Origin of the sequence: Bacillus norwichensis (assembly GCF_014836955.1) — a bacterium.
GTDB lineage: Bacteria > Bacillota > Bacilli > Bacillales > Bacillaceae_C > Siminovitchia > Siminovitchia norwichensis.
In genome coordinates this window covers 29,788-49,555 of record NZ_JACSPV010000033.1, presented here as the reverse complement: position 1 = coordinate 49,555, position 19,768 = coordinate 29,788, and the positions used below count along the sequence as shown (strand labels likewise).

Here is a 19,768-nt window from a genome sequence, read left to right as displayed (position 1 = left end):
CTTCACGACGAACTGAAAGATAGGGTTTTAAGATACCTTGAATAAAGTGTACTTACACACTTTATTTGACAAACCCGTCGGGAAATAAAAAGTGCTATTTAAAAAATACGGAGCGTTTGGGCCTCCTCCCTTTGGCAGGGGGTTTTTATATCGCAAAAGAGCGCTTGGTATCCCAACGCTCTATTACATCAAATTGAATTCTGCTCCCTGGGGATACAGAACAATATATTTCTCATCTTCCGGATGGGAATAAGCAATTTTTGCATCTTCCAATAGGGCATTATCTTTTAATTCTTCCATGATTGTTTGTGCTGCTTTTTCCATGTCTATCACATAGTTAAAAATGTTGGCCGTTCCACTGCCAATATCTCCTCCACCACAATGGCCATTTCCTGTCCAGCCTAAACACTCATTCATCAAATCTTCAACATCATGTCTTTTTTCAAGCGTTGATTCCATATCGCTTTCTCTGTAGCTGTATTGGATAACAAGTTGGATTAATTCATCTTCGTCCAAATAATCAAAGCCTTCCTGTAGTTGCTCTTTAGAGAGTTCGTCCATGACTCTTTCTGCCTTTTTCAATAAGGGCAGTTTCTTTTCCTGTGTTTCACCAGTATCACCAACAGTGCCGTAGTGAAGGATAAGGGACTTCCCGTCTTGCCAAACTTCCCAATACAAAATGTCATCGTCCAACTCCTTAATCATTTGAATCAATTGCAACACCACCATTTCTCATCTCTCTTATAAAATAAGATTATAAAATAACAAAGCTTTAGGCAATGCTTTTATGAAGTGTATGGAAATTGTATTAGGGTCTTCAGTATACTTGACTCCATGAAGTACACTGGATATAAGGAATACCAATTCAATGAACAAGAGGAGCCGCTCAATTATGATAAAAGCTTTTGAAGAAAGGCTGAACAAACATAAATTAATTGCTGCCATTAAAGAGCCCAGATCTATTGAAAAGGCGATTAAGTATAAAGATCATATTTCGGCAGTTATCTTAATGACAGGGACTATTTTGAATGTGAAACAGTATGTGGATGTGCTGCAAAGTGAAGGGCTCCCGGTTATTTTGCACGTCGAAAAGATCGGCGGATTGCAGGTGGATAAGCATGGGATGGATATCATTGTTGATTATATTAAGCCGTTTGCTATTGTCACTACGAAATCCAGCATTATTAAACGAGCTAAGTCAAAGGGGATGTTCGTCATTCAAAGGGTATTTCTGATTGACACAGAGGTTTATGATCATTTGTTGAACACCATGGAACATTTACAGTCCGATATTATTGAAATCATGCCCAGCAGAGCTCCAGATTTCCTTGAAAAATTGTCGGAGGTTTCCCCTGTTCCAGTCATTACGGGCGGGTTGCTAACGACAGCCGAGCACGCAAAGGAAGCCTTGGAACGGGGAGCGACAGCTGTGACTACATCCAATACAAAGTTATGGAAATTGGATTTCAATCATCTTTAAGAAATCTTTACAATCCATTCATAAGAACTAAATAATAGACTGGTATATTGATAATCGAAAAGTAAATAGCAAACAGGCGCGAAGAGAGAGGCCGCAAATATCTGTTGTTTAAAAACAGTATATTTGTGGTCTCTTTTTGTCGAGAAGGAGGTTGTAAAAAGCGTCATAACAGCTCTAGTATTTATCGGGACAATATCTCAATAAGAAAGAGGTTGAAAAAAAAATGAGAAAAACACCAATATTTCTGGCACTCTTATTATTTGTTTTTACAGTGCTAAGTGCATGCGGCAGTAACTCTTCAAGTTCTGATAGCAGCAAATCAGGTGCTTCAAAGTCTGGAGAAAAGAATGGAGAAACGATTGATCTGACCTGGTATTACCCGGTGAATGTCGGCGGTGAAATTACAAAAGTAATTGACGGATATGCCGAAGAGTTCAACAAAGAGGGCATTGAGGTTGACGGAAAAAAGGTCACAGTAACACCGGTATATAGCGGAAACTACGATGAGTCCATGACAAAGGTGCAGACAGCGGTTAAAAATGGAAAGGCTCCGGATTTGGCAGTCCTCCTTTCAGTGGATCTCTTCCAGCTGAAAGATGCCATTCTTCCTTTGGATGACATGATTGAAAAGGACCCCGAAGCTAAAAAAATGATGGATGATTTCTTCCCAGGATTCATGTTGAACTCACAGGCGGAAGGAAAAACTTGGTCTGTTCCATTTCAACGGAGTACGGTCTTGCTCTATTACAACAAAGATCAATTCAAGCAAGCCGGTCTGGATCCGGAAAAAGCCCCTGAAAATTGGGATGAGGTTGTCGAATATGGTAAAAAACTTTCGAAAGACGGGCAGTGGGGAATAGAGTTGCCAGCTACCATCAGCGGTTATTGGATCTATCAGGCACTTGCGCTGCAAGCGGGTGAAGGAAATTTAATGAGTGATGATGGTAAAGAAGTATATTTTAACTCTGACGCAGCTAAAACAGCCCTTCAATATTGGGTTGATTTGTCCAAGAAACATAAAGTGATGCCGGAGGGAGTGCTTGACTGGAATACGGTTCCTTCCGATTTCATTGAAGGAAAGACAGCTATGATGCTCTCAACTACCGGAAACCTGACGAATGTTAAAAACAACGCTGATTTTGAATTTGGTGTCGCTTATTTACCGGAAAATGAGCGTGCTGCCACTCCAACAGGCGGAGGAAACTTCTATATTTTCAAGGATATTTCTGAGGAGAGACAGCTTGCTTCAATGGAATTTATCAAATGGATTGCGGATTCTGAACGTGCAGCACAGTGGAGCATTGACACAGGGTATATTGCTACGCGTCAATCAAGCTATGAAACCCCTGCGTTAAAAGAGTACACAGATTCATTTCCGCAGGCGCTGACAGCGATGCAGCAGCTAGAAACCGCCCATAAAGAAATCTCTGTTTACGAGCAGGGGAAAATCATCAAGATTTTATCTGATGCCATTCAAGCAGCAATCGGTGGTTCAGATGTAGACGAAACACTAGAAAAAGCACAAAAAGAGGCTGATGCTCTGTTAAAGCCGTATAAGTAATCGTTCAATGAGGTGAAGGAATTGGGAAAAAGCAAACAATTAAAAGAAAATGCATCTGCCTGGCTTTTTCTCCTTCCGTCCCTTATTTTCCTCATCTTGTTTACGTTGTATCCGATCTTTAAGACCTTTATCATGAGCTTTTTTCAATCGGATTTATCAACTACTGAGCCGGTTTATATCGGTTCGGAAAACTTTAAAATGATGTGGGAAGATGAGGTGTTTCGGAAGGCTTTTATCAATAATCTGCTATTTGCTGTTGGTACCGTTCCAACAAGTGTGTTGATTGGAATGGGGCTGGCCATATTGGTCAATCGGACGATGGTGGGAAGCAGTTTGGCACGAACGTTTTTCTTTTATCCTGTAGTCATTCCGATGGTGACCGCAGCGTTTATCTGGCTGTTCTTTTACACACCTGAATATGGGATGATTAACAGCCTATTTAAGTTCCTCGGTGCAGGGGAGATGAACTTGCTTGGAAATTCAGGCACGGCACTGATGGCTATCATGGTGATGGTTATTTGGAAGGAAGCTGGATTCTTTATGATTTTTTATCTGGCCGCGCTTCAAAATATTCCGAAGGAATTGCTGGAAGCTTCCTATATGGACGGGGCTTCGAAATGGGTCCAATTTAGGAAAATCATTTTCCCCTTGATTATGCCGACAACTTTATTCTCTATTGTCATTGCTACAACCAATGCGTTCAAAACTGTGGATCAGCTTGTTGTGATGACGCAAGGCGGTCCCAATAATGCAAGTAATCTCCTGCTTTATTACATTTATGAAAGTACCTTCCGTTTCCTGGATTACGGAAAAGCATCTTCAGCAACGGTGGTAGTGCTGGTTTTGATGCTAGTGATTGCCTCCATACAGTTTTTTGGAGCGGATCGGAAAATTCACTATAGCTAAGGTGGTGTACAGTTGAGTCGCCTGATTAATATTTTGACATATGTTTTAGCTCTGCTTTGGGCTCTTCCCCTTTTCGGGATCATCTATATGGCCTTTAAAGATACAAAATCGGAAGGATTTTCATTTACATTTAGTAATTTTGCGGTGGCCTGGAACACTGCTCCTTTCGCTCAGTATTATCTTAATACGATGATTATCGTCGTTGTGATTTTGGCTGTGCAGCTTGTTACGATGACACTTGCTGCCTATGCGTTTGCCCGGATGAATTTCATCGGACAGGGAATCATGTTCCTTCTTTATCTCGTGCAGATCATGATTCCTATTGAACTGCTGATTTTTCCAAACTCAAATACGATTGCCCAGCTGGGTATTTATGATACGAAGCTGGCCATCATGATGCCATATTTCATTTCCGCGTTCGGTATTTTCCTGCTTAGGCAGACGTTTAAAGGAATTCCGTATGAACTGGAAGAAGCTGCGAAAATGGAAGGCTGCAATCGGCTCCAGATCATCTGGCATGTATATGTTCCGTTGGCAAAGCCGACGTACATCGCCTTTGGGCTTATCTCTGTATGTCATCAATGGAGCAATTTCCTATGGCCGTTAATTATCACTGACTCCGATGAAAACCGTCCACTGACAGTCGGACTGTCTATGTTTGCCAAAGCATCCGATTCCGGTGCTCAGTGGGGAGTTGTTGGTGCTGCAACTTTGTTTGTTGCTTTGCCGCTTTTGATGGCCTTCTTCATTTTTCAAAAGCAGTTCATATCGAGTTTCATGCACTCAGGAATCAAATGACAGAAAGGGGAAGCGAATTGAAGTATTCCATTTCAACTTATACGTTATTTAAACTTCCCATTGAGGAAGCGATTGAAGCTATTATTGAAAAAGGGTGGAAATCGATTGAGATTATGGGGGAAGGAGAGACTCATGGCAGACGGCTGTTTGACATGGACAGAACACAATTGGAGAAACTGGCGAGACTTGGAAAAGACAATGGTGTCTCATTTGGTTTTCACCTGCCGATTGTTGGATTTAATCCCGCAAAGCCAGACGAAGTGACAGAGCAAATTTGGGAGAAATGCTTGTTTATAGCTGAAATCCTGGAAGTGGACTATGTGTTACTTCATCTTGGCAGTCATCCGTCTGTTAGTGGCGGTCTGGAATCAGCCGCCAATTTCTCAAAGAAAATGCTCGGGGAGCTGCCTGAAAAAACAAAGCTTGTTGTTGAAAATGTCCCTTATGCTGAAATGGCTGTAGGCACTTCTATTGACGAGCTCAATAAGGTGGTTGAAATGATTGATACCCCTCGTGCGGGCATCATGCTTGATACAGGGCACTGTTATATGAATGAGAAGCCGCGGTTTCTAGAAGAATGTACAAAAGCTTTTCCATATTTATATGGTCTGCATATTAATGACAATCATGGTGTGAGTGATGAACATTTGCAGATTGGAGAAGGGACTATTCCTTTTGGGCCTTTATTGTTTGCTTTAGAGGACAGGTCTGTGAAGTACGTGTTTGAAACAAATACGGTTGAACGAGCCGAGAACTCGATGAATTTTGTAAAAATAAATAGCTGGGGGAAGCAGGATGTCGAAAATTCAATTAAATAATGTATGCAAAACATATCCTGGCAGCCAAGGGCATTCTGTTAAGAATTTCAATTTGGATATTGAAGAAAAGGAATTTATTGTACTTGTCGGGCCATCAGGATGTGGCAAGTCAACTACTTTAAGAATGATTGCTGGTCTGGAAGACATTTCTGAAGGAGACTTGTTGATTGATGGCCGCAGGGTCAATGAGATAGAACCGAAAAATAGGGGGATTTCCATGGTTTTCCAAAATTATGCGTTATATCCCCATATGACGGTGTTTGAAAATATGGCTTTTGGATTGAGGCGTCAAAAGACGCCAAAAGATCAAGTGAAGGCAAAGGTTGAAGAGACTTCCGAAATCTTGGGATTGACCAGCTTGTTGAAAAGAAAACCGAAGGAGCTTTCTGGGGGGCAGAGGCAAAGGGTAGCCCTGGGCAGGGCGATTGTCCGTAACTCAAGTATTTTTCTGATGGATGAACCGTTATCGAATTTAGATGCCAAACTGCGTGTGCATATGAGGGCAGAGATTATTAGATTACACCGCCAGTTGGGAACAACGACGATTTATGTTACCCATGACCAAACGGAAGCTATGACGATGGCTACAAGAATTGTCATTATGAAAGATGGGGAAATTCAGCAAATTGGTACACCTTCCAAAGTTTACAGCACACCTGAAAATATGTTTGTGGCAAGTTTCATTGGGCTGCCGGGCATGAATTTTCTACGTGGCAAGGTGCAGGGCGATCGATTTGTTTTTGGCTTGGGCGAAGCATCCTATTCATTCTCGGAAAGTGAGAAAAGCATTGTAAATGCCAATCATGGTGAAGCAGTTGTGTTGGGAATTCGGCCGGAAGATATTGCTATCACTTTTGAAGAAACCACTTTAAAAGGAGTGGTGGAATTAATCGAAAGAAACGGGGCGGAAATGCTTGTTCATACGCGATTGGCAAATCAAGAAATTGTCATTAAATGTAAAACGGACGAAACCTTGAAAACGGGGGATAGAATCAATCTTCGCTTTAACCAAGAATCCACTCATATATTTGATAAGAAGACGGAAAAGCGGTTGACAGAAAACGCGATTCAAAAAGAAGCTTTGCTAACATCTTGCTGACAACGGAGGAATCAATCATGAATATTGATGATTTTGAAGCGTATTGTTTTGATTTGGACGGGACGGTTTATTTGGGGAATAATATTTTGCCTGGAGCAAAGGAAACACTCGATTTGTTAAGAATGAATCAGAAAAAAATATTATTTATTACGAACTCGCCAACCCAGACCCGAGAAGGCTGCCGAAAAAGACTGGAAGCATTAGGGGTAGATGTATCCAGCGAGGAAATACTGACAGGTCCTTTTATTTCGGCTTTATATTTCTCGGAGAACTTTCCTGACGCTCTCATTTATGTTATCGGAGAAGAGGCAATCAAAACAGAATTCAATCATTTCTCACTGAAAATGACGGAGGATCCCTTGGAAGCGACACATGTAATCGTTGGACTGGATCGCTCCTTTACGTATGATAAGTTGAACCTGGCTATGACGGCTGTCAGAAATGGAGCGAAGCTCATTGTGACAAATCCAGATCCAACCTGCCCTGTTCCGGGGGGAGTTGTTTCTGATACTTATGCGATTGCCCGCGCAATTGAAGTGGCATCAGGACAGCCTATCTTTGAAGTAACCGGAAAGCCTTCGGCTTTTTATGGGGAACGGATTCTGAAACAATTAAACGTGGATAGAGATCGATGCTTAATTGTGGGTGATCGGTTGGAAACTGATATTCTATTGGGCAAGTTTAGTAAAATTCGTACGTGTCTTGTCCTTTCTGGAGTGGCAAGGAAAGAGGATGTTGACCAGATGAAAATTTATCCGGATTATATTATCAAGGATCTCAATTCGTTATTAACTTCATTCAGCAGAAGTCTCCCACTTTTGTAAGTGTGAGATGAATGTTTATTGGTATTTCATTCAGAAGGGGTTCAAACCCCGACTGAATAAAGTTAAAGCCTCCGGCGGATACCACAGATTTTCAGAGGAGATGTATCGAGCTTGAGCTCGATACAATCTGAGCGTAAAGGTGAATTTGATAAGTCTTGTTGAAAAGTGGTAGAAAGAGCGGCGAATAGGTCACTCTTTTTTTGTTTGAATCTCTTCTTGTAAATCTACATGAATCTTCCAGTTTGCGGAATCAACATCCGCTTTTTTTACGGATTCCCTAGAAAAGACAAACGACCATGGCAGTGCAGAATCCCCTTTTAAAGAGAGATCCAGTTCAAACTTTTCAGCAGCAACCAAATGATTAGCTGAGTCCGTAATTTCCACTATCGCCTGTTTGATGTCCAACAGTTTCTCATAACCATTTCTTAGCAATACTGTGGCGACTGCTCCCTCATTTTTCTTGTATTTCCCTCTTACAAGTACTGCATCAAATTTCCCAGTGATTGGTGCCTGCTCTTCAAAAAAGGTGAGCAGTTCTTCTTTTTGCTTCAGTGTAAGTTTGTCTTTCCATACAGGATGGAACTGTAATTGGCTCATATAATTCCCACTTTCCAATATTTGTTCAATCATATGAAATGGTATTTCTGGAAATATAGGGATTGCATTCGACATATTTCCCAAGAAATAATTCTAATCAATACGAATAGATTGTATATTAATTGTTTCACAAACTAACCCTCTTTTAATCAGATTCATCTCCAATTTCAGATTTTCCAGCGAGTCTTGATGAGATAAATCATGAGCGAAGGTTTCGACCAGATTTCTAAATGTAATGGTTGTAATGATTTGCAGGACATGAAATAGTTCCTTCTCGCTGGAAATGTTCAGTTTACTTCGATCAATCAAAGCTGCGGTTGCCTTGAAGTTCTCTCCATGCTTATTACTATCACTGATCATTCGAGCGAATGAGCTTTCTATTTTCTGTGTCATGTTCAGAAATGCATTTTTCAAAAAATAGAAATGCTCCTCTTCTTCAAGCATCCGTTTATAAAAGTCAAATGCGGTTTCAAACAGATCTCCCTCACGTTCCGTTAATATGGAGATAAAATTGTATTTCTCTTTTTCGGACAGCTCAGTCAGTAAAAAGAAAAAAGCATCATCCTTGTCCTCGAAATATTGATAAAAGCTTCCACGCGGAATACCTGCTGCTTTCACAATATTGGAGATGGAGGCATCAAACAGTGGTACTCTCGAAAATTCAGCTTGTATAGCTTGAATCAATGTTTGTCTTTTTTCATCTGGTAAATTGTAAAATGTCAATTTAGGCATCGTATCTTTCACCCTTTAATAATAGTTTTCCCTATTTTCTGCTTCCAAAAATTTCACAAAGTAGTTGATTGCCAATACTGGAGATTTTTTCACCATTTCAGTGTATTTTCTCTTTAGGGAAGAAGAAGCAACCTCACTTTTTTCGATTCGCTCGATAATATAATCAGCACTGATTTGTTGGATTTTTTTCCGCTGGTGTTTAGCTTCTCTGGACAGTGCCATGCCGAAAGCACCTAAAACAGCATACAGGATGATAGTCAGCACCATGTTTTGCTTGTCTGGAATGAAAAATAATATGGTAACGAGATTGAAAACAGAAATAAGGATTAAAGGCAGAGACCAGAATCCGTATTTTGATGATTTTCTTAATAAAGGGGTTATAAGCTCATTTAGTTTTTCAAGTTCTCTCTGGATAAAAGGAGGAACATTTGCGATTGGAAACATAATTGCTTCACTCCTTATTTTGCTGTATTTGTCGTAAAAATTCTTCGCTAATTTGAAGCGGATCATCAAGTGTCAGGTTTTGCTCAAAGCGGCTATGCTTTTTGATTTTGTTGACCTGATCATGGATATTTTCCATTTTTTCATCAAGCTTCAATGCTGAAAATGCAGCTTCGGTCAATTCCTCCTTGAGCTCCTCCGGTATTTCACCACTATATTTATAATAGATTTTATGTTCGAGACTGGCCCAGAAGTCCATGGCAATTGTCCGAATTTGAACTTCTACATATACATTGTTCACTTGATTGGACATGAAAACCGGAATTTGAATAATTAAATGCAGGCTTCGATAGCCATTAGACTTTGGATTTTTGACATAGTCTTTTGCTTCAATTAATTTGATATCTTTTTGATTTTGCAACATGCGACTTATCTTATAAATGTCGGAAATGAAAGAGCATGTAATCCGAACACCAGCAATATCTCGAATGTTTTCTTTTATGGATGGAAGTGTAAGGTCATACCCTTTTCTAAATGCTTTATTGATAATGCTTTCTGGTGACTTCAGTCGCGATGTAATATGCTCAATCGGATTATAATCATCAGCATATTGAAACTCTTGTTTTAAAATATTAATCTTTGTATTCACTTCTTCTAAGGCAAATTTGTAACTCATCATGAAACGGACCAATGAGTCCTTCAAATTTTTCAAACTGTCAAGTTCATTTTCAACTATTGTTGCCATTATACAGACTCCTTTTGTGACACAATGTCATATCTATATGTTCAGTGTAAATGACAATGTGTCACTAGTCAATTGATCTATTGTTAAAAAATGAGCTAAAACAATAGATTGATATATTTGTAAAAAAATGGTTGCGAATAAGTTTTATGAACCAATTGTTACCTTTTGATCGGTTAGGTCTTTCGTTTCGTTTTATAATGAAAGGCACTCAGTTCACATTGCAAATGCTATGATACTTATTGATAACAAATTGTAAAAAGGGGATTATGGAATGAATGTTAAAAAGTTTGCCATGTTGATAATGGCAGTTTTTTTACTAGGAGCATGTGGAAGCAAAGCCGACGATAAAAAAGAAAAGGCGAAGCCATCTGCTACTGAAGAGAAAGCAGATGACAAAAAAAATGTTGAAGAGGATGTTGAGCAAGAAGAGGAGAAGAAGGAATCCCCAAAAAAAGAAGATGACGAGTCTGAATTGAACTCGTATATTAAAGAGAAAACAGGCGGGGATGTCAAAATTGTTTATACAAACAAAAAACCTGAATTAAAGCACGCTTATAGTGAGGACGTGACGATTGAAATTGATGAGTACCAAATTGTTCACGTATCTAATATGAACGAGTCGGCTAAGATCGATTTTGACGATGAGGACGAAGGTTATGTCCTCACTTATAAAATGACATTGGATAATAAGGCCGAAGAGGATGTTTATTATGCAGGTGGTGTTTCTTTGTTATCAGATGATGGCGGAGAATACATTATTCCACGACAGCATTTTGTTGATCGTGATGAATGGATGAAGGACGGCAGCACGGAACATGCCTCTCAGTATTCAAAAGGGAAAAGTTTTACAGGAATGAATGCCCATACGATGACAAAAGCGCAATTTGAAAAGTTGACCACGCCTACGCTGAAAATTGACGCATTGTTCCTTGATGACGATGTTAGCAAGAAGCTTGGGGAAGACGCGGTTTTCAAACTGCCTTTTAATGAGGGTGGTGCAAAGAAGGCAGAAACTACAGCAGAGCTTTACCAGGATAAGATGGTAACAGACAACATTGCGGATAAAGAAATCTTCTTCCAAAAGACTGATATGAATGAGACTAAAGAAATTGATGAAGTTAAGATCACATTAGATGGTGTTCAGTATGCTAATGTGACTCCGACAGATGCCCATGCTGACAGATTCACCAATTTTGGTGATGGCGGATTGGTGGCATTAACTGTGAAGACGACAATCGAAAACGGAAGCGAGACTCCTTTCGATAAGTTTTTGATCGACAGAAAGCTGGTTATTGACGATGATCGTGGAACGATGTTCAACCAAGGAATGCTTGAACCGAGTTACAGCGGTACGTTCAAACCTGGCGACAAAGATGAGATTCTCACTGTGTTCCTATTCAGAAAAGATGAGTTCGACATTTTCAAAAAGTTTGAGCTGCAAATCGGACCTCTGAAAGATGAAAGCGCCAAGGCTTTATTCAAAGAGAAATCTGTCTCATTTGACTTGCCTGTGGAGAAGTAATGACTATGCTAAAAATAAACCCGGCCCATATTCCATGGGCCGGATTTATTATAGGTGAGAAAATTGGGAGGGAAGTTGTTCTAATAATCAACGGGCGCTTCTATTATTCCATACCTGCATATAATATTCCATTGCTTGATTCAGCCAATTTTGTTCATCTTCTGTAAATGGAGAAAATGTCATGCTTTCAAGCTCTTGAATATCAAGTTCTTCAACATCAGTATCAGCCAGTTTTTGCATCAAGTCATCACCAAGAAACTTAAAAGAGGCTTCTAAAGATGTTTTAACCATTTGTTGTACTTCCGGATCTTCTACTGGCCTGCCATACAATTGTTTTACTTCCTTAGCCAATTGAATATAGGATTGATCTAAGGTGATCTTTTCTTCTTCCGTTTTCTTTGATAATTCTGCGACTATATCCGCTAGCTTATGTCGCTCCATCCATTCATTTTGTATATCTTCCGTTTGCATACCATGAATAAGGCTGAACAGGACGGTGCTGTCTACTTCTCCTTCTTCTTCAAGTAATTTAATTACTCTCTGAATGGCTGCCATAGATTGTTCAATCTGTTCATGTTCTTTCTTTAGTGCTTGCAGGTGGAGGGTTAACGTTTCGTTTAAATCATTTGTAATACTCGATTCGTTTAGCAAATCCAGAATTTTATCCAAGCTATATCCGAGGAATTTTAAACTGATGATTTTCTGCAAAATTAAAATATCTCTGTGCTTGTAAATGCGGTGACCTGAAGTTGGATGCTTTTCTGGCTGTAAAAGTCCAATTTCGTCATAATAATGTAAAGTCCGAATAGAAATCCCTGTTTTTTCTGAGAATTCTCCGATAGAATACTTATTATTTTCTTTCATACTGATACCCCCATAAAGAAGATTACAACCATTATAAAACCTCACGTAACTGGAGGTTCAAGTTGGATTTGCAACATTTTTTCGTTTCATACTGAATTAATTACTAAACTGGATAGTCTGTTTAAACAAAGGTGTCAGCTTCTTGCAAAAGCTCTTATGGTTGCAGGATAATATGGATAGGATTTTATTAGCTAAAACTGATCTTTAGTTGATTCAATAGTCAGGAAGGATGGATCACATGAGTATACCTAGAGCATTATCAATAGCTGGTTCTGCCGCGCGAGGTGGAGCTGGAATTCAGGCGGATCTAAAGACATTTCAAGAGATGGATGTGTTTGGACTTAGTGCCATTACAGCGATTGTAGCCAATCACCCGCGCACAGATCAAGGTGTTTTTCCGCTAGCTTTTGATGCCATTGAAGCACAGGTTTACACTGCATTGCGCGATATTGGAGCAGATGCGATAAAAACGGGGATGCTTTTTACTGAGGAAATTATCACTAATGTGGCGAAGTGGATAGAGGAGACGGACACGCCTAATATTGTTGTAGATCCAGTCATGATTGGGAAAATGGGGTCTGCGTTGTTAAAGGACGATGCCATTGAGGCGGTAAAAACAAAATTGATCCCATTAGCCACTATCATTACGCCGAATATGCCCGAAGCAGCAAGGCTGTTGGAGATCGATCAGCCGCTTCGTTCAGTAGATGATCTGAAACAAGCAGCAGTAGAATTACAAAAGCTGGGTCCCAAATATGTACTTGTCAAAGGCGGGCGTTTAGAGGGTCCTGCGGTCGATGTCTTATTTGATGGTGAAAAATTCCATATGCTTGAAGCGCCACGAATCGATACGATTCATACAAATGGGGCAGGATGCAGCTATTCAGCAGCCATCACGGCTCAGTTGGCCAAAGGAAAATCAGTCCAAGAAGCTGTGGAAGAAGCGAAAAAATTCATTACAGCAGCCATTCGGCACTCGATTACATTTAGACGCGGCGTCGGTCCAACATACCATGCCGCCTATCAGAAATATGGTGAAACAGGGGTTCATATCACAGTTGAATAAAAACTAAGAGGGGAGTCTAAATATCCCCTAAAATGAATCAGCCGAAGATTTTTCTTCGGCTGATTCTGGATTTTGGGCGGTATTTGGTTAAGCGTGAACGCTTTTAATGGAACTTGCTTAAGATTGGAATTTCTAACGGCAATCGTGATTCTACCTAATAAAATCTACAAAAAAAACGGGAACTTATCTTTCTTCAAGATGAACAATAGTTTGAGTTGCAGCAACTCAGCTAACACAAGAATGTCCCCCAGTTCACTGTTCCGATTGGTGATATTGCTGATGTAGTCGACGAACTTGTTCTGCAAGCTCAGGAACAGGGCCGTCTACTTCTGTATCACTTATGACATCCTCGATCGGAAGACTGCGGACGCGCGATGCAGTCACCCCGAATTCATTCAACCATTGTCCCAATTGTTTGGAGGAACTTGCATAAACGATCCGTCCTAATTTAACCCATCCATGTGCAGCAGCACACATAGGGCAGTGCTCGCCGGAAGTATATACTGTCGCCTTGCTTCTTTCTTCCAATGTCATGTTCTGAGCGGCCCAGCGCGCCAATGCAAATTCCGGATGTTGAGTATGGTCACCGCCGGCAACATGGTTATGGTCTTCTGCAAGTATTTCTCCGCTGGCTGAGACGAGGATGGAGCCAAAGGGCTCGTCTCCCTTCTCTAAAGCTGTCTTTGCAAGCTCAACACAACGCTGCAGATATTTTAAATCTGTCTTATTGATCATGATTGAATCCTCCTTATCATACAGGTTTTCGAAGGGGATTTTACTTTTCTTTAATGCAGTTATACTAAAAACTGCAACTTTTTATCCTGACCATTGATCATGTATCGAAACAGCAATTAAATATTATACACTGATGCATCTCTCCGCTGTTGCTTATTTATGACAATGATAATGGCATCTTACTTTTTTTCACTTGCCTTTATTAATAGACTCTCAAATTCCTTGAATCCAAGTTTTTTTGCATGTTGCAAAGGAGTGTTCCCATCGCTATCGCTTATAGTCACATCTGCTCCATGTTCGAGTAGCAGTTGTATAATTTTTTGATGTTTCTCTCCACCATTGCCCAAAATAACAGCTTCTAATAATGCGGTCCAATGCAAATTGTTGATATGATTAACATCAATGTCTGAATGGGTAAGTAACTCGCGGACAATTTCAACATGTCCACGTTCTGAAGCTGGAATCAGCGCTGTACCTCCGAATCGGTTTGTAAGCTTTGTATCCGCATCAGCTTCAATTGCTAGCTTAAGGATTTCAAGTTTTCCTGATGCTCCGGCATGTAAGAGCACATTGTCTAAATTGTTGTCGCGAATGTTAACGTCAGCGCCTTTTTGGATCAAAGCCTTTACTGTCTCTACTTGATTGTTATAAGTGGCGGCCATGACGGCTGTCCTTCCTTGGTCATCTGTTGCATTAATATTTGCCCCGTCTTGAAGCAATGCCAAAACATCATCAGTCTTTCCATTTTCTGCTGAAGCAATTAGCTGTTGATCCATTACCTCCACCTTCTTTTCACTGGATTGTGGTTGTTGCTGTAAATCTTGTGAAGAGTTTGTAACACTTTGACATGCGGAAAGCAGAGCGATAATAAAGATTAAGCAGTATCGATTCATCGTCCACCCTCCTTTTTTGACCCTATAAAAATATGGTAACATGAAGGCATCTTAACGAAAAATATATATAAAATATGATTTGCTAAGGTTTTTCATATATAAAGAAAGGAGTGCTCTTTAGATGGACATTAGACAGCTGCGATACTTTATAGCAATTGTGGAGGAGGGGAGCATTTCAGCTGCTGCGAAGAGACTTCATCTATCTCAGCCTCCTTTAAGTCAACAATTGAAAGCGATGGAAGAGGAACTGGACTCAACATTAGTGGAGAGAAGCCGAAAGCACATAAAGCTGACGCAAGCCGGAGAAGCCTTATACAAATATGCCTTGCAGATGGATCAGCTAATGGAAGAGGCGAAAAGGGAAGTACAAGAAGTTGAAAGCGGGGTGAAGGGAAGACTGACAATAGGAGTGAATACACTTTCGGTTGCAGAACTGCCTGAAATTCTTCATAGTTTGCGCGAGCAGTATCCTAAAGTTACTTATACGATTCAGCAAAACGAGTCTGCCCACCTTTGTAAATTAGTCAAAGACCGGATAATTGAACTTGCTATCATTCGATTGCCGCTGGAGTTGGATGATTTTTCAGTTCTTCATCTCTATACGGAACCGTTTTATGTTATTACATCCAACAAGGAGAAACGATTTAATGATGACGTATTGCTTAAGGATATTCAGGACGTGCCGCTCTTATTGCCCAGTACACAGGGGTTAGGTGTACATTATTTGATTTTGGAAGCTTTTTCCCGATTTCATCTGCACCCGAAAATTATTGGAGAATGTTCAGATATTTCACTTTTGATGGATTTGGTTTCATCTGACTTTTGTGCATCAATTGTTCCGGAAACATTGGTGAACCGGTATAAAGAGTCAGCTGTATATGCTTACAAAATATCCAGCATGATGGACATGGCAGCCCCAGTCGGATTAGTCTGGTTGAAAAATCATCGCCTATCTAATACAGCCCGAAAGTTTATCCGATTGTACAAAAGCAAAGTACTGTATTCGTAGCGTGCATGCCTGTAACTGTTTTAGGCTCTCGATTCGTTAAGGGAGGGATCGACGTTTCAAGACGGAAAGTACGAATACAGCTCACCTATAGCAATTGCCAAATTTGATGCTTGTTTAGAGCCCATGGAAATCACTGCTTTCTATGGGCTCTAGACTTGAATGGAACTTTCGTCTATTATTCTCATTGGTGAAAGTACCTTACTTATTTTCCCCGATGATGATACAAGACAAATAGAAGCAAAATCATCACAATATCCAGTCTTGCTGCAAAAGCAAACTGCATGAACCCAGATGAAATCAAAGGAATTTTTGTCAATATCAATGCTGCCACCATGATTCCCATTAAGGGCACTGCAGCCAGCCTTGCTCCCTTATTGATCAAAATCAAAATCCCGCACACAACCTCGGTCACCGCGACTGCAAGCATCAGCTTTTCGGGATACGGCAGCCTCAGCTGTATGAATGTGCCTGCCAGTTCCTGATTCATCCATTTCATGGCCCCGGAAACAATGAACACATAGGCGACCGCCCATCTTACCAAAGTGATCATTACCATCTCCCCTTTATAAACTATATGTTTTGTGTTGGACAAACATTGCTTGTTTTCATTTTTTATATCTGGTTTATGAGGACTGCAGATTGATTCAATAGCGCATCGTTTTTATCCGACATCGGTTCAATCTATTTCTCCGAGAGAACTTCTATTTTGATGAAAGTCTGGAGTTCTGCAATTTAGGAGGGGTTAAAAATGGCATAAATCTTGCGTGTTAGAAAATTAGCAAGCTGCAGATGAACTAAGCCATTTTTTATTGGTTCCTTTAAGAAGGGGGTCTGATAAAAGGAAATACGTTAAGCTGTGGATCTTACTGACAAGCATGGCAATTTATGTACTTTGGAAAAATCATGATATCGGTTTTTTTGAAAGCGTCATCAATCACAGTGGCAGAAATTAATTCAAAAATGAATAGCGCCTGCTGTCAAACGTATTCTTTTAGAATGGTGGCAATCACTTTTATGGGAAAGGGAGTATTTTTTATCCCTTAGAAAACTAAAAAAGTTTTGTGGGATTTATTACTTGGGTTAATTTGGGCGGCGATTGGTTTTGGCGATATTTTATATTTGACCAAATTTTTTAAAGTCTGTCCGTCAGAACTTCATAATGATCAATGAAATAATTAAAAAAATCACATCATATGAAAAAGAGGAGAATCACTATGGCAAGAACAATTAAAAACAGCACACCAAAAAAAGACGGATTTAGAATTCCGGGAGAATTCGAACCGCATAAGGGATCATTCATTATCTGGCCAGAAAAAGGCTTTGCATTCAGGAATGGAGGAAAACCCGCTCAGGAGGTGGCAGTTATCGTTGCAAATACCATTGCAGAATATGAAGAAATGACGGTCATCTGTTCTGCGGATCAGTATGAAAATGCAAGAGCAAGATTATCTGAAAGAGTCCGGGTTGTGGAAATGTCAACGAATGAATCATGGGTTCAGGATAAAGGGGCATTTTACGTGATCAATGATGAAGGTGAAATGAGAGGAGTTCAATTTGGCTTTAATGCATATGGAGGGCTCAAAGACGGTCTTTACTTTCCGTGGGATTTGGATCAGCAATTTGCACAAAAGCTATTTGAACTTGAAAATATAGATTCATATGATGCAAAACACTTTATTCTTGAAGGAGGAGCCACACAGTATGACGGAGAAGGCACTATTATTTTGACTGAACAGTGCAACCTGAATCCGAATCGGAACGGGGATATGTCAAAAGAAGAAGTGGAAAGGAACTGCAAGGAATATCTAGGCTTGGACAAAGTGATTTCTCTAAAAAGAGGTATGTTATATGATGAAACGGACGGTCATGTGGATGATATTTGTTTTTTCATCAAACCAGGGGTAATAGCTCTTTCATGGGTTGATGATGTAAATCACCCACAGTATCCTGTATTCAAAGAAGCTTATGATGTTTTAAGTAAAGAAACGGATGCGAAAGGGAGAAAGTTTAAGATCCATAAAATTCATATACCGGAGGTCATCCATATAACAGAAGAGGAAAATAAAGGCTTTGATATTGCTGCGGATGCGGCGCCCCGTGAACCAAATCAGCCGTTGGCAGTGACTTATATTAATGGACATTTCGTGAATGGAGGATTTCTAGTTCCTCAATTTAATGACCCTCGAGATGAGGAAGCTGTTCAAAAACTTCAAGAATTGATGCCAGACCGAAAAGTGATTGGCCTTCCGACTAAGGAGTGGTCCCTAAGCGGCGGCAATATACATTGCATGACGCTGGTCCAACCTAGACCATAATTCTGTCAAAACATCATATCCAATGAGAGAAAAGCTTGTAGAGAAAAGTATAGTTTCTACAAACTTTTTCTTTTTTTTGTACTTTGATTGTTTCCATCTGAATTTGTGCCCGAACTATTGAGCCAGGAAATATTGGCAAGAGTCAAAATTGGTATGGTGAATTTGACGTCCCTCCTTCCAACTATTTTGCATAAGCTAATACATGGATTTAAATTCATTCAGTAGAAGTCTCTGACTTCTGCGAGTGGGGGATGAAGACCTCTTAATATTCCATTCAGTGGGGTTAAAACCCCCAACTGGATCAAGTTAAAGTTTTCGGCAGATGCCACAGATTTTATCGAGCGGAACTTGAAAAAATCTGTGCGCAAATACGCCAAGGCGCATTTGATAAGCAAGGGAGGGTGTGAAGGAATATGGGATTGTATTTCAATGAAGAAGAACAGTATATTTATAAAAGTGAAGAAACGATTGATGAACCCAACCAATCGGTTGCTCAAATAGATGAATGGTCCGAGTTTTTTGAAGCACAGAAAAAATCGAACACAAGATTACAGCAAGCCTTTTTTGATTTAAATAAAGTCATGAAACAGCAGGATCAGATACGAAAGAATCAATGGAAGAAAATAAACTATCAATTGAAAGACTTGAGAAGAAATGACCGGAAACATGCTGAAGACTATGAAAACGTTAAGGGCCAGTTGACGATTATTGATGAAAAAAATCATAAACTGGAGGTGATGCTTGAGCAGGAAATCATTTTTAAAAAAGAAGTCATGGAACAGCTTCTGCAGGTCAGTGGTACGAATGCAGAAATTGAACAACGATTGAAATCAGTGGAAGTTGACAATGAAGAGCTTTTAGCGAAACTAAATCAACAATATGAACTCCAAAAAGAGATGACTGAACAAATTTCGAAGCAGGAAGAAAGGCACCAGGAAGTGATGAGCCGATTGGATAGCCAAGAAGCAGTCACTGAAAAAATCCTCAGACAGGTGACTAATATTCGTTCCATTTTGTTTGAAAGGGCCAATTATCTCGCTGAAAAAATCGAAAACAGTTACCAGCTCACTTCCTCTTATATTTACAAACTTATGAGTGGTTCTGTGGAGCCATTGCAGCTTTTTTTGCTTAAACAAAAAGGGCAGCAAAAAGAAAGTGAAGAACAGAAGCAGTGACGACAAAGGTGCTGAAGTAGCCATTTGTTTGTGCGTTAAGCAGCTGCATATGGACTGGATAAAAACCAGTTGATAAAAAAGTGGCAACCGCCAACATGAATTGTGTGGAGATGCCACTTTTTACTTATTTTATCTTCATTCAGCAAGTCTCCGACCTCTATAAGTGGTGAGATGAAAGGCTATTGGTA

At 40.0% G+C, this 19,768-nt stretch carries 21 protein-coding genes; 12 read left to right on the top strand and 9 right to left on the bottom strand.

Annotated features, from left to right (window positions below; genetic code table 11):
• Positions 1-183 precede the first annotated feature (183 nt).
• Entirely contained in the window at positions 184-729 is a 546-nt protein-coding gene (locus H9631_RS16080; RefSeq protein WP_318246823.1) for a hypothetical protein, read from the bottom strand.
• Positions 730-892: 163 nt separating this feature from the next.
• Here H9631_RS16080 and H9631_RS16075 point away from each other — a divergent pair, with 163 nt between their 5' ends.
• From H9631_RS16075 to H9631_RS16045, 7 genes are all read left to right on the top strand, one after another.
• A complete protein-coding gene (locus H9631_RS16075) occupies positions 893-1,480 on the top strand; it encodes a glycerol-3-phosphate responsive antiterminator (RefSeq protein ID WP_191814575.1) in 588 nt (195 codons plus the stop codon).
• A 223-nt stretch (positions 1,481-1,703) separates the two neighbouring features.
• Complete coding sequence (locus H9631_RS16070) at positions 1,704-3,041, top strand: ABC transporter substrate-binding protein (protein WP_191814574.1); 1,338 nt, start codon at positions 1,704-1,706, stop codon at positions 3,039-3,041.
• Between the two features lie 21 nt (positions 3,042-3,062).
• Positions 3,063-3,947 carry a carbohydrate ABC transporter permease gene (locus tag H9631_RS16065; protein ID WP_191814572.1) on the top strand — a complete coding sequence of 295 codons (885 nt, stop codon included), beginning with the start codon at positions 3,063-3,065 and terminating at the stop codon, positions 3,945-3,947.
• 12 nt (positions 3,948-3,959) lie between these two features.
• A complete protein-coding gene (locus tag H9631_RS16060; RefSeq protein WP_191814570.1) occupies positions 3,960-4,745 on the top strand; it encodes a carbohydrate ABC transporter permease in 786 nt (261 codons plus the stop codon).
• A gap of 17 nt (positions 4,746-4,762) precedes the next feature.
• On the top strand, positions 4,763-5,563 hold the full coding sequence (locus tag H9631_RS16055) for a sugar phosphate isomerase/epimerase family protein (protein ID WP_191814568.1): 801 nt from the start codon (positions 4,763-4,765) through the stop codon (positions 5,561-5,563).
• Positions 5,541-6,662 carry an ABC transporter ATP-binding protein gene (locus H9631_RS16050; RefSeq protein WP_191814565.1) on the top strand — a complete coding sequence of 374 codons (1,122 nt, stop codon included), beginning with the start codon at positions 5,541-5,543 and terminating at the stop codon, positions 6,660-6,662. Before H9631_RS16055 ends, H9631_RS16050 begins: the two co-directional genes overlap by 23 nt.
• A 17-nt stretch (positions 6,663-6,679) precedes the next feature.
• A complete protein-coding gene (locus tag H9631_RS16045; RefSeq protein ID WP_191814563.1) occupies positions 6,680-7,486 on the top strand; it encodes an HAD-IIA family hydrolase in 807 nt (268 codons plus the stop codon).
• Between the two features lie 189 nt (positions 7,487-7,675).
• Here the strand turns inward: H9631_RS16045 and H9631_RS16040 are convergent, their stop codons facing one another.
• From H9631_RS16040 to H9631_RS16025, 4 genes are all read right to left on the bottom strand, one after another.
• Complete coding sequence (locus tag H9631_RS16040) at positions 7,676-8,083, bottom strand: SLAP domain-containing protein (protein ID WP_191814561.1); 408 nt, start codon at positions 8,081-8,083, stop codon at positions 7,676-7,678.
• A gap of 93 nt (positions 8,084-8,176) precedes the next feature.
• Positions 8,177-8,815, bottom strand: a complete 639-nt coding sequence (locus H9631_RS16035; RefSeq protein ID WP_191814560.1) for a TetR/AcrR family transcriptional regulator — start codon at positions 8,813-8,815, stop codon at positions 8,177-8,179.
• Between the two features lie 15 nt (positions 8,816-8,830).
• The gene (locus H9631_RS16030; RefSeq protein WP_191814558.1) at positions 8,831-9,259 is read right to left on the bottom strand and encodes a DUF5392 family protein; all 429 of its coding nucleotides are present in this window, start codon (positions 9,257-9,259) and stop codon (positions 8,831-8,833) included.
• Positions 9,260-9,266: 7 nt separating this feature from the next.
• Positions 9,267-10,001, bottom strand: coding sequence for a GTP pyrophosphokinase (locus H9631_RS16025; protein WP_191814557.1), 735 nt, complete (start codon positions 9,999-10,001; stop codon positions 9,267-9,269).
• 271 nt (positions 10,002-10,272) lie between these two features.
• Between H9631_RS16025 and H9631_RS16020 the strand changes: the two genes are divergently transcribed.
• The gene (locus tag H9631_RS16020; protein WP_191814555.1) at positions 10,273-11,523 is read left to right on the top strand and encodes a DUF5068 domain-containing protein; all 1,251 of its coding nucleotides are present in this window, start codon (positions 10,273-10,275) and stop codon (positions 11,521-11,523) included.
• Positions 11,524-11,610: 87 nt separating this feature from the next.
• Here H9631_RS16020 and H9631_RS16015 read toward each other — a convergent pair whose 3' ends face one another.
• Positions 11,611-12,387 (bottom strand): MerR family transcriptional regulator, encoded by a 777-nt coding sequence (locus H9631_RS16015; RefSeq protein WP_191814553.1) that lies wholly within the window; start codon positions 12,385-12,387, stop codon positions 11,611-11,613.
• 238 nt (positions 12,388-12,625) lie between these two features.
• Between H9631_RS16015 and thiD the strand changes: the two genes are divergently transcribed.
• Complete coding sequence (thiD, locus tag H9631_RS16010; RefSeq protein WP_191814551.1) at positions 12,626-13,453, top strand: bifunctional hydroxymethylpyrimidine kinase/phosphomethylpyrimidine kinase; 828 nt, start codon at positions 12,626-12,628, stop codon at positions 13,451-13,453.
• A gap of 252 nt (positions 13,454-13,705) precedes the next feature.
• Here thiD and H9631_RS16005 read toward each other — a convergent pair whose 3' ends face one another.
• A complete protein-coding gene (locus H9631_RS16005) occupies positions 13,706-14,188 on the bottom strand; it encodes a nucleoside deaminase (protein ID WP_191814549.1) in 483 nt (160 codons plus the stop codon).
• Positions 14,189-14,367: 179 nt separating this feature from the next.
• Positions 14,368-14,964, bottom strand: a complete 597-nt coding sequence (locus H9631_RS16000; RefSeq protein WP_191814579.1) for an ankyrin repeat domain-containing protein — start codon at positions 14,962-14,964, stop codon at positions 14,368-14,370.
• Between the two features lie 238 nt (positions 14,965-15,202).
• Here H9631_RS16000 and H9631_RS15995 point away from each other — a divergent pair, with 238 nt between their 5' ends.
• Positions 15,203-16,090, top strand: a complete 888-nt coding sequence (locus H9631_RS15995) for a LysR family transcriptional regulator (protein ID WP_191814547.1) — start codon at positions 15,203-15,205, stop codon at positions 16,088-16,090.
• 202 nt (positions 16,091-16,292) lie between these two features.
• Here H9631_RS15995 and H9631_RS15990 read toward each other — a convergent pair whose 3' ends face one another.
• On the bottom strand, positions 16,293-16,640 hold the full coding sequence (locus H9631_RS15990; protein WP_191814545.1) for a DoxX family protein: 348 nt from the start codon (positions 16,638-16,640) through the stop codon (positions 16,293-16,295).
• A 664-nt stretch (positions 16,641-17,304) separates the two neighbouring features.
• Here H9631_RS15990 and aguA point away from each other — a divergent pair.
• Positions 17,305-18,405, top strand: a complete 1,101-nt coding sequence (gene aguA / locus H9631_RS15985) for an agmatine deiminase (RefSeq protein WP_191814543.1) — start codon at positions 17,305-17,307, stop codon at positions 18,403-18,405.
• Positions 18,406-18,818: 413 nt separating this feature from the next.
• Positions 18,819-19,580 carry a hypothetical protein gene (locus tag H9631_RS15980; RefSeq protein ID WP_191814541.1) on the top strand — a complete coding sequence of 254 codons (762 nt, stop codon included), beginning with the start codon at positions 18,819-18,821 and terminating at the stop codon, positions 19,578-19,580.
• Positions 19,581-19,768: the final 188 nt, after the last annotated feature.

Bases quoted from the DNA above. Each gene is read 5' to 3' on its own strand.
- H9631_RS16035 (WP_191814560.1), bottom strand. From the start codon at position 8,815: ATGCCTAAATTGACATTTTACAATTTACCAGATGAAAAAAGACAAACA.
- H9631_RS16000 (WP_191814579.1), bottom strand. From the start codon at position 14,964: ATGGATCAACAGCTAATTGCTTCAGCAGAAAATGGAAAGACTGATGAT.
- thiD (WP_191814551.1), top strand. From the start codon at position 12,626: ATGAGTATACCTAGAGCATTATCAATAGCTGGTTCTGCCGCGCGAGGT.
- H9631_RS16045 (WP_191814563.1), top strand. From the start codon at position 6,680: ATGAATATTGATGATTTTGAAGCGTATTGTTTTGATTTGGACGGGACG.
- aguA (WP_191814543.1), top strand. From the start codon at position 17,305: ATGGCAAGAACAATTAAAAACAGCACACCAAAAAAAGACGGATTTAGA.
- H9631_RS16005 (WP_191814549.1), bottom strand. From the start codon at position 14,188: ATGATCAATAAGACAGATTTAAAATATCTGCAGCGTTGTGTTGAGCTT.
- H9631_RS16025 (WP_191814557.1), bottom strand. From the start codon at position 10,001: ATGGCAACAATAGTTGAAAATGAACTTGACAGTTTGAAAAATTTGAAG.
- H9631_RS15995 (WP_191814547.1), top strand. From the start codon at position 15,203: ATGGACATTAGACAGCTGCGATACTTTATAGCAATTGTGGAGGAGGGG.
- H9631_RS16070 (WP_191814574.1), top strand. From the start codon at position 1,704: ATGAGAAAAACACCAATATTTCTGGCACTCTTATTATTTGTTTTTACA.
- H9631_RS16020 (WP_191814555.1), top strand. From the start codon at position 10,273: ATGAATGTTAAAAAGTTTGCCATGTTGATAATGGCAGTTTTTTTACTA.
- H9631_RS15990 (WP_191814545.1), bottom strand. From the start codon at position 16,640: ATGATCACTTTGGTAAGATGGGCGGTCGCCTATGTGTTCATTGTTTCC.
- H9631_RS16040 (WP_191814561.1), bottom strand. From the start codon at position 8,083: ATGAGCCAATTACAGTTCCATCCTGTATGGAAAGACAAACTTACACTG.
- H9631_RS16015 (WP_191814553.1), bottom strand. From the start codon at position 12,387: ATGAAAGAAAATAATAAGTATTCTATCGGAGAATTCTCAGAAAAAACA.
- H9631_RS16080 (WP_318246823.1), bottom strand. From the start codon at position 729: ATGGTGGTGTTGCAATTGATTCAAATGATTAAGGAGTTGGACGATGAC.
- H9631_RS16050 (WP_191814565.1), top strand. From the start codon at position 5,541: ATGTCGAAAATTCAATTAAATAATGTATGCAAAACATATCCTGGCAGC.
- H9631_RS16030 (WP_191814558.1), bottom strand. From the start codon at position 9,259: ATGTTTCCAATCGCAAATGTTCCTCCTTTTATCCAGAGAGAACTTGAA.
- H9631_RS16075 (WP_191814575.1), top strand. From the start codon at position 893: ATGATAAAAGCTTTTGAAGAAAGGCTGAACAAACATAAATTAATTGCT.
- H9631_RS15980 (WP_191814541.1), top strand. From the start codon at position 18,819: ATGGGATTGTATTTCAATGAAGAAGAACAGTATATTTATAAAAGTGAA.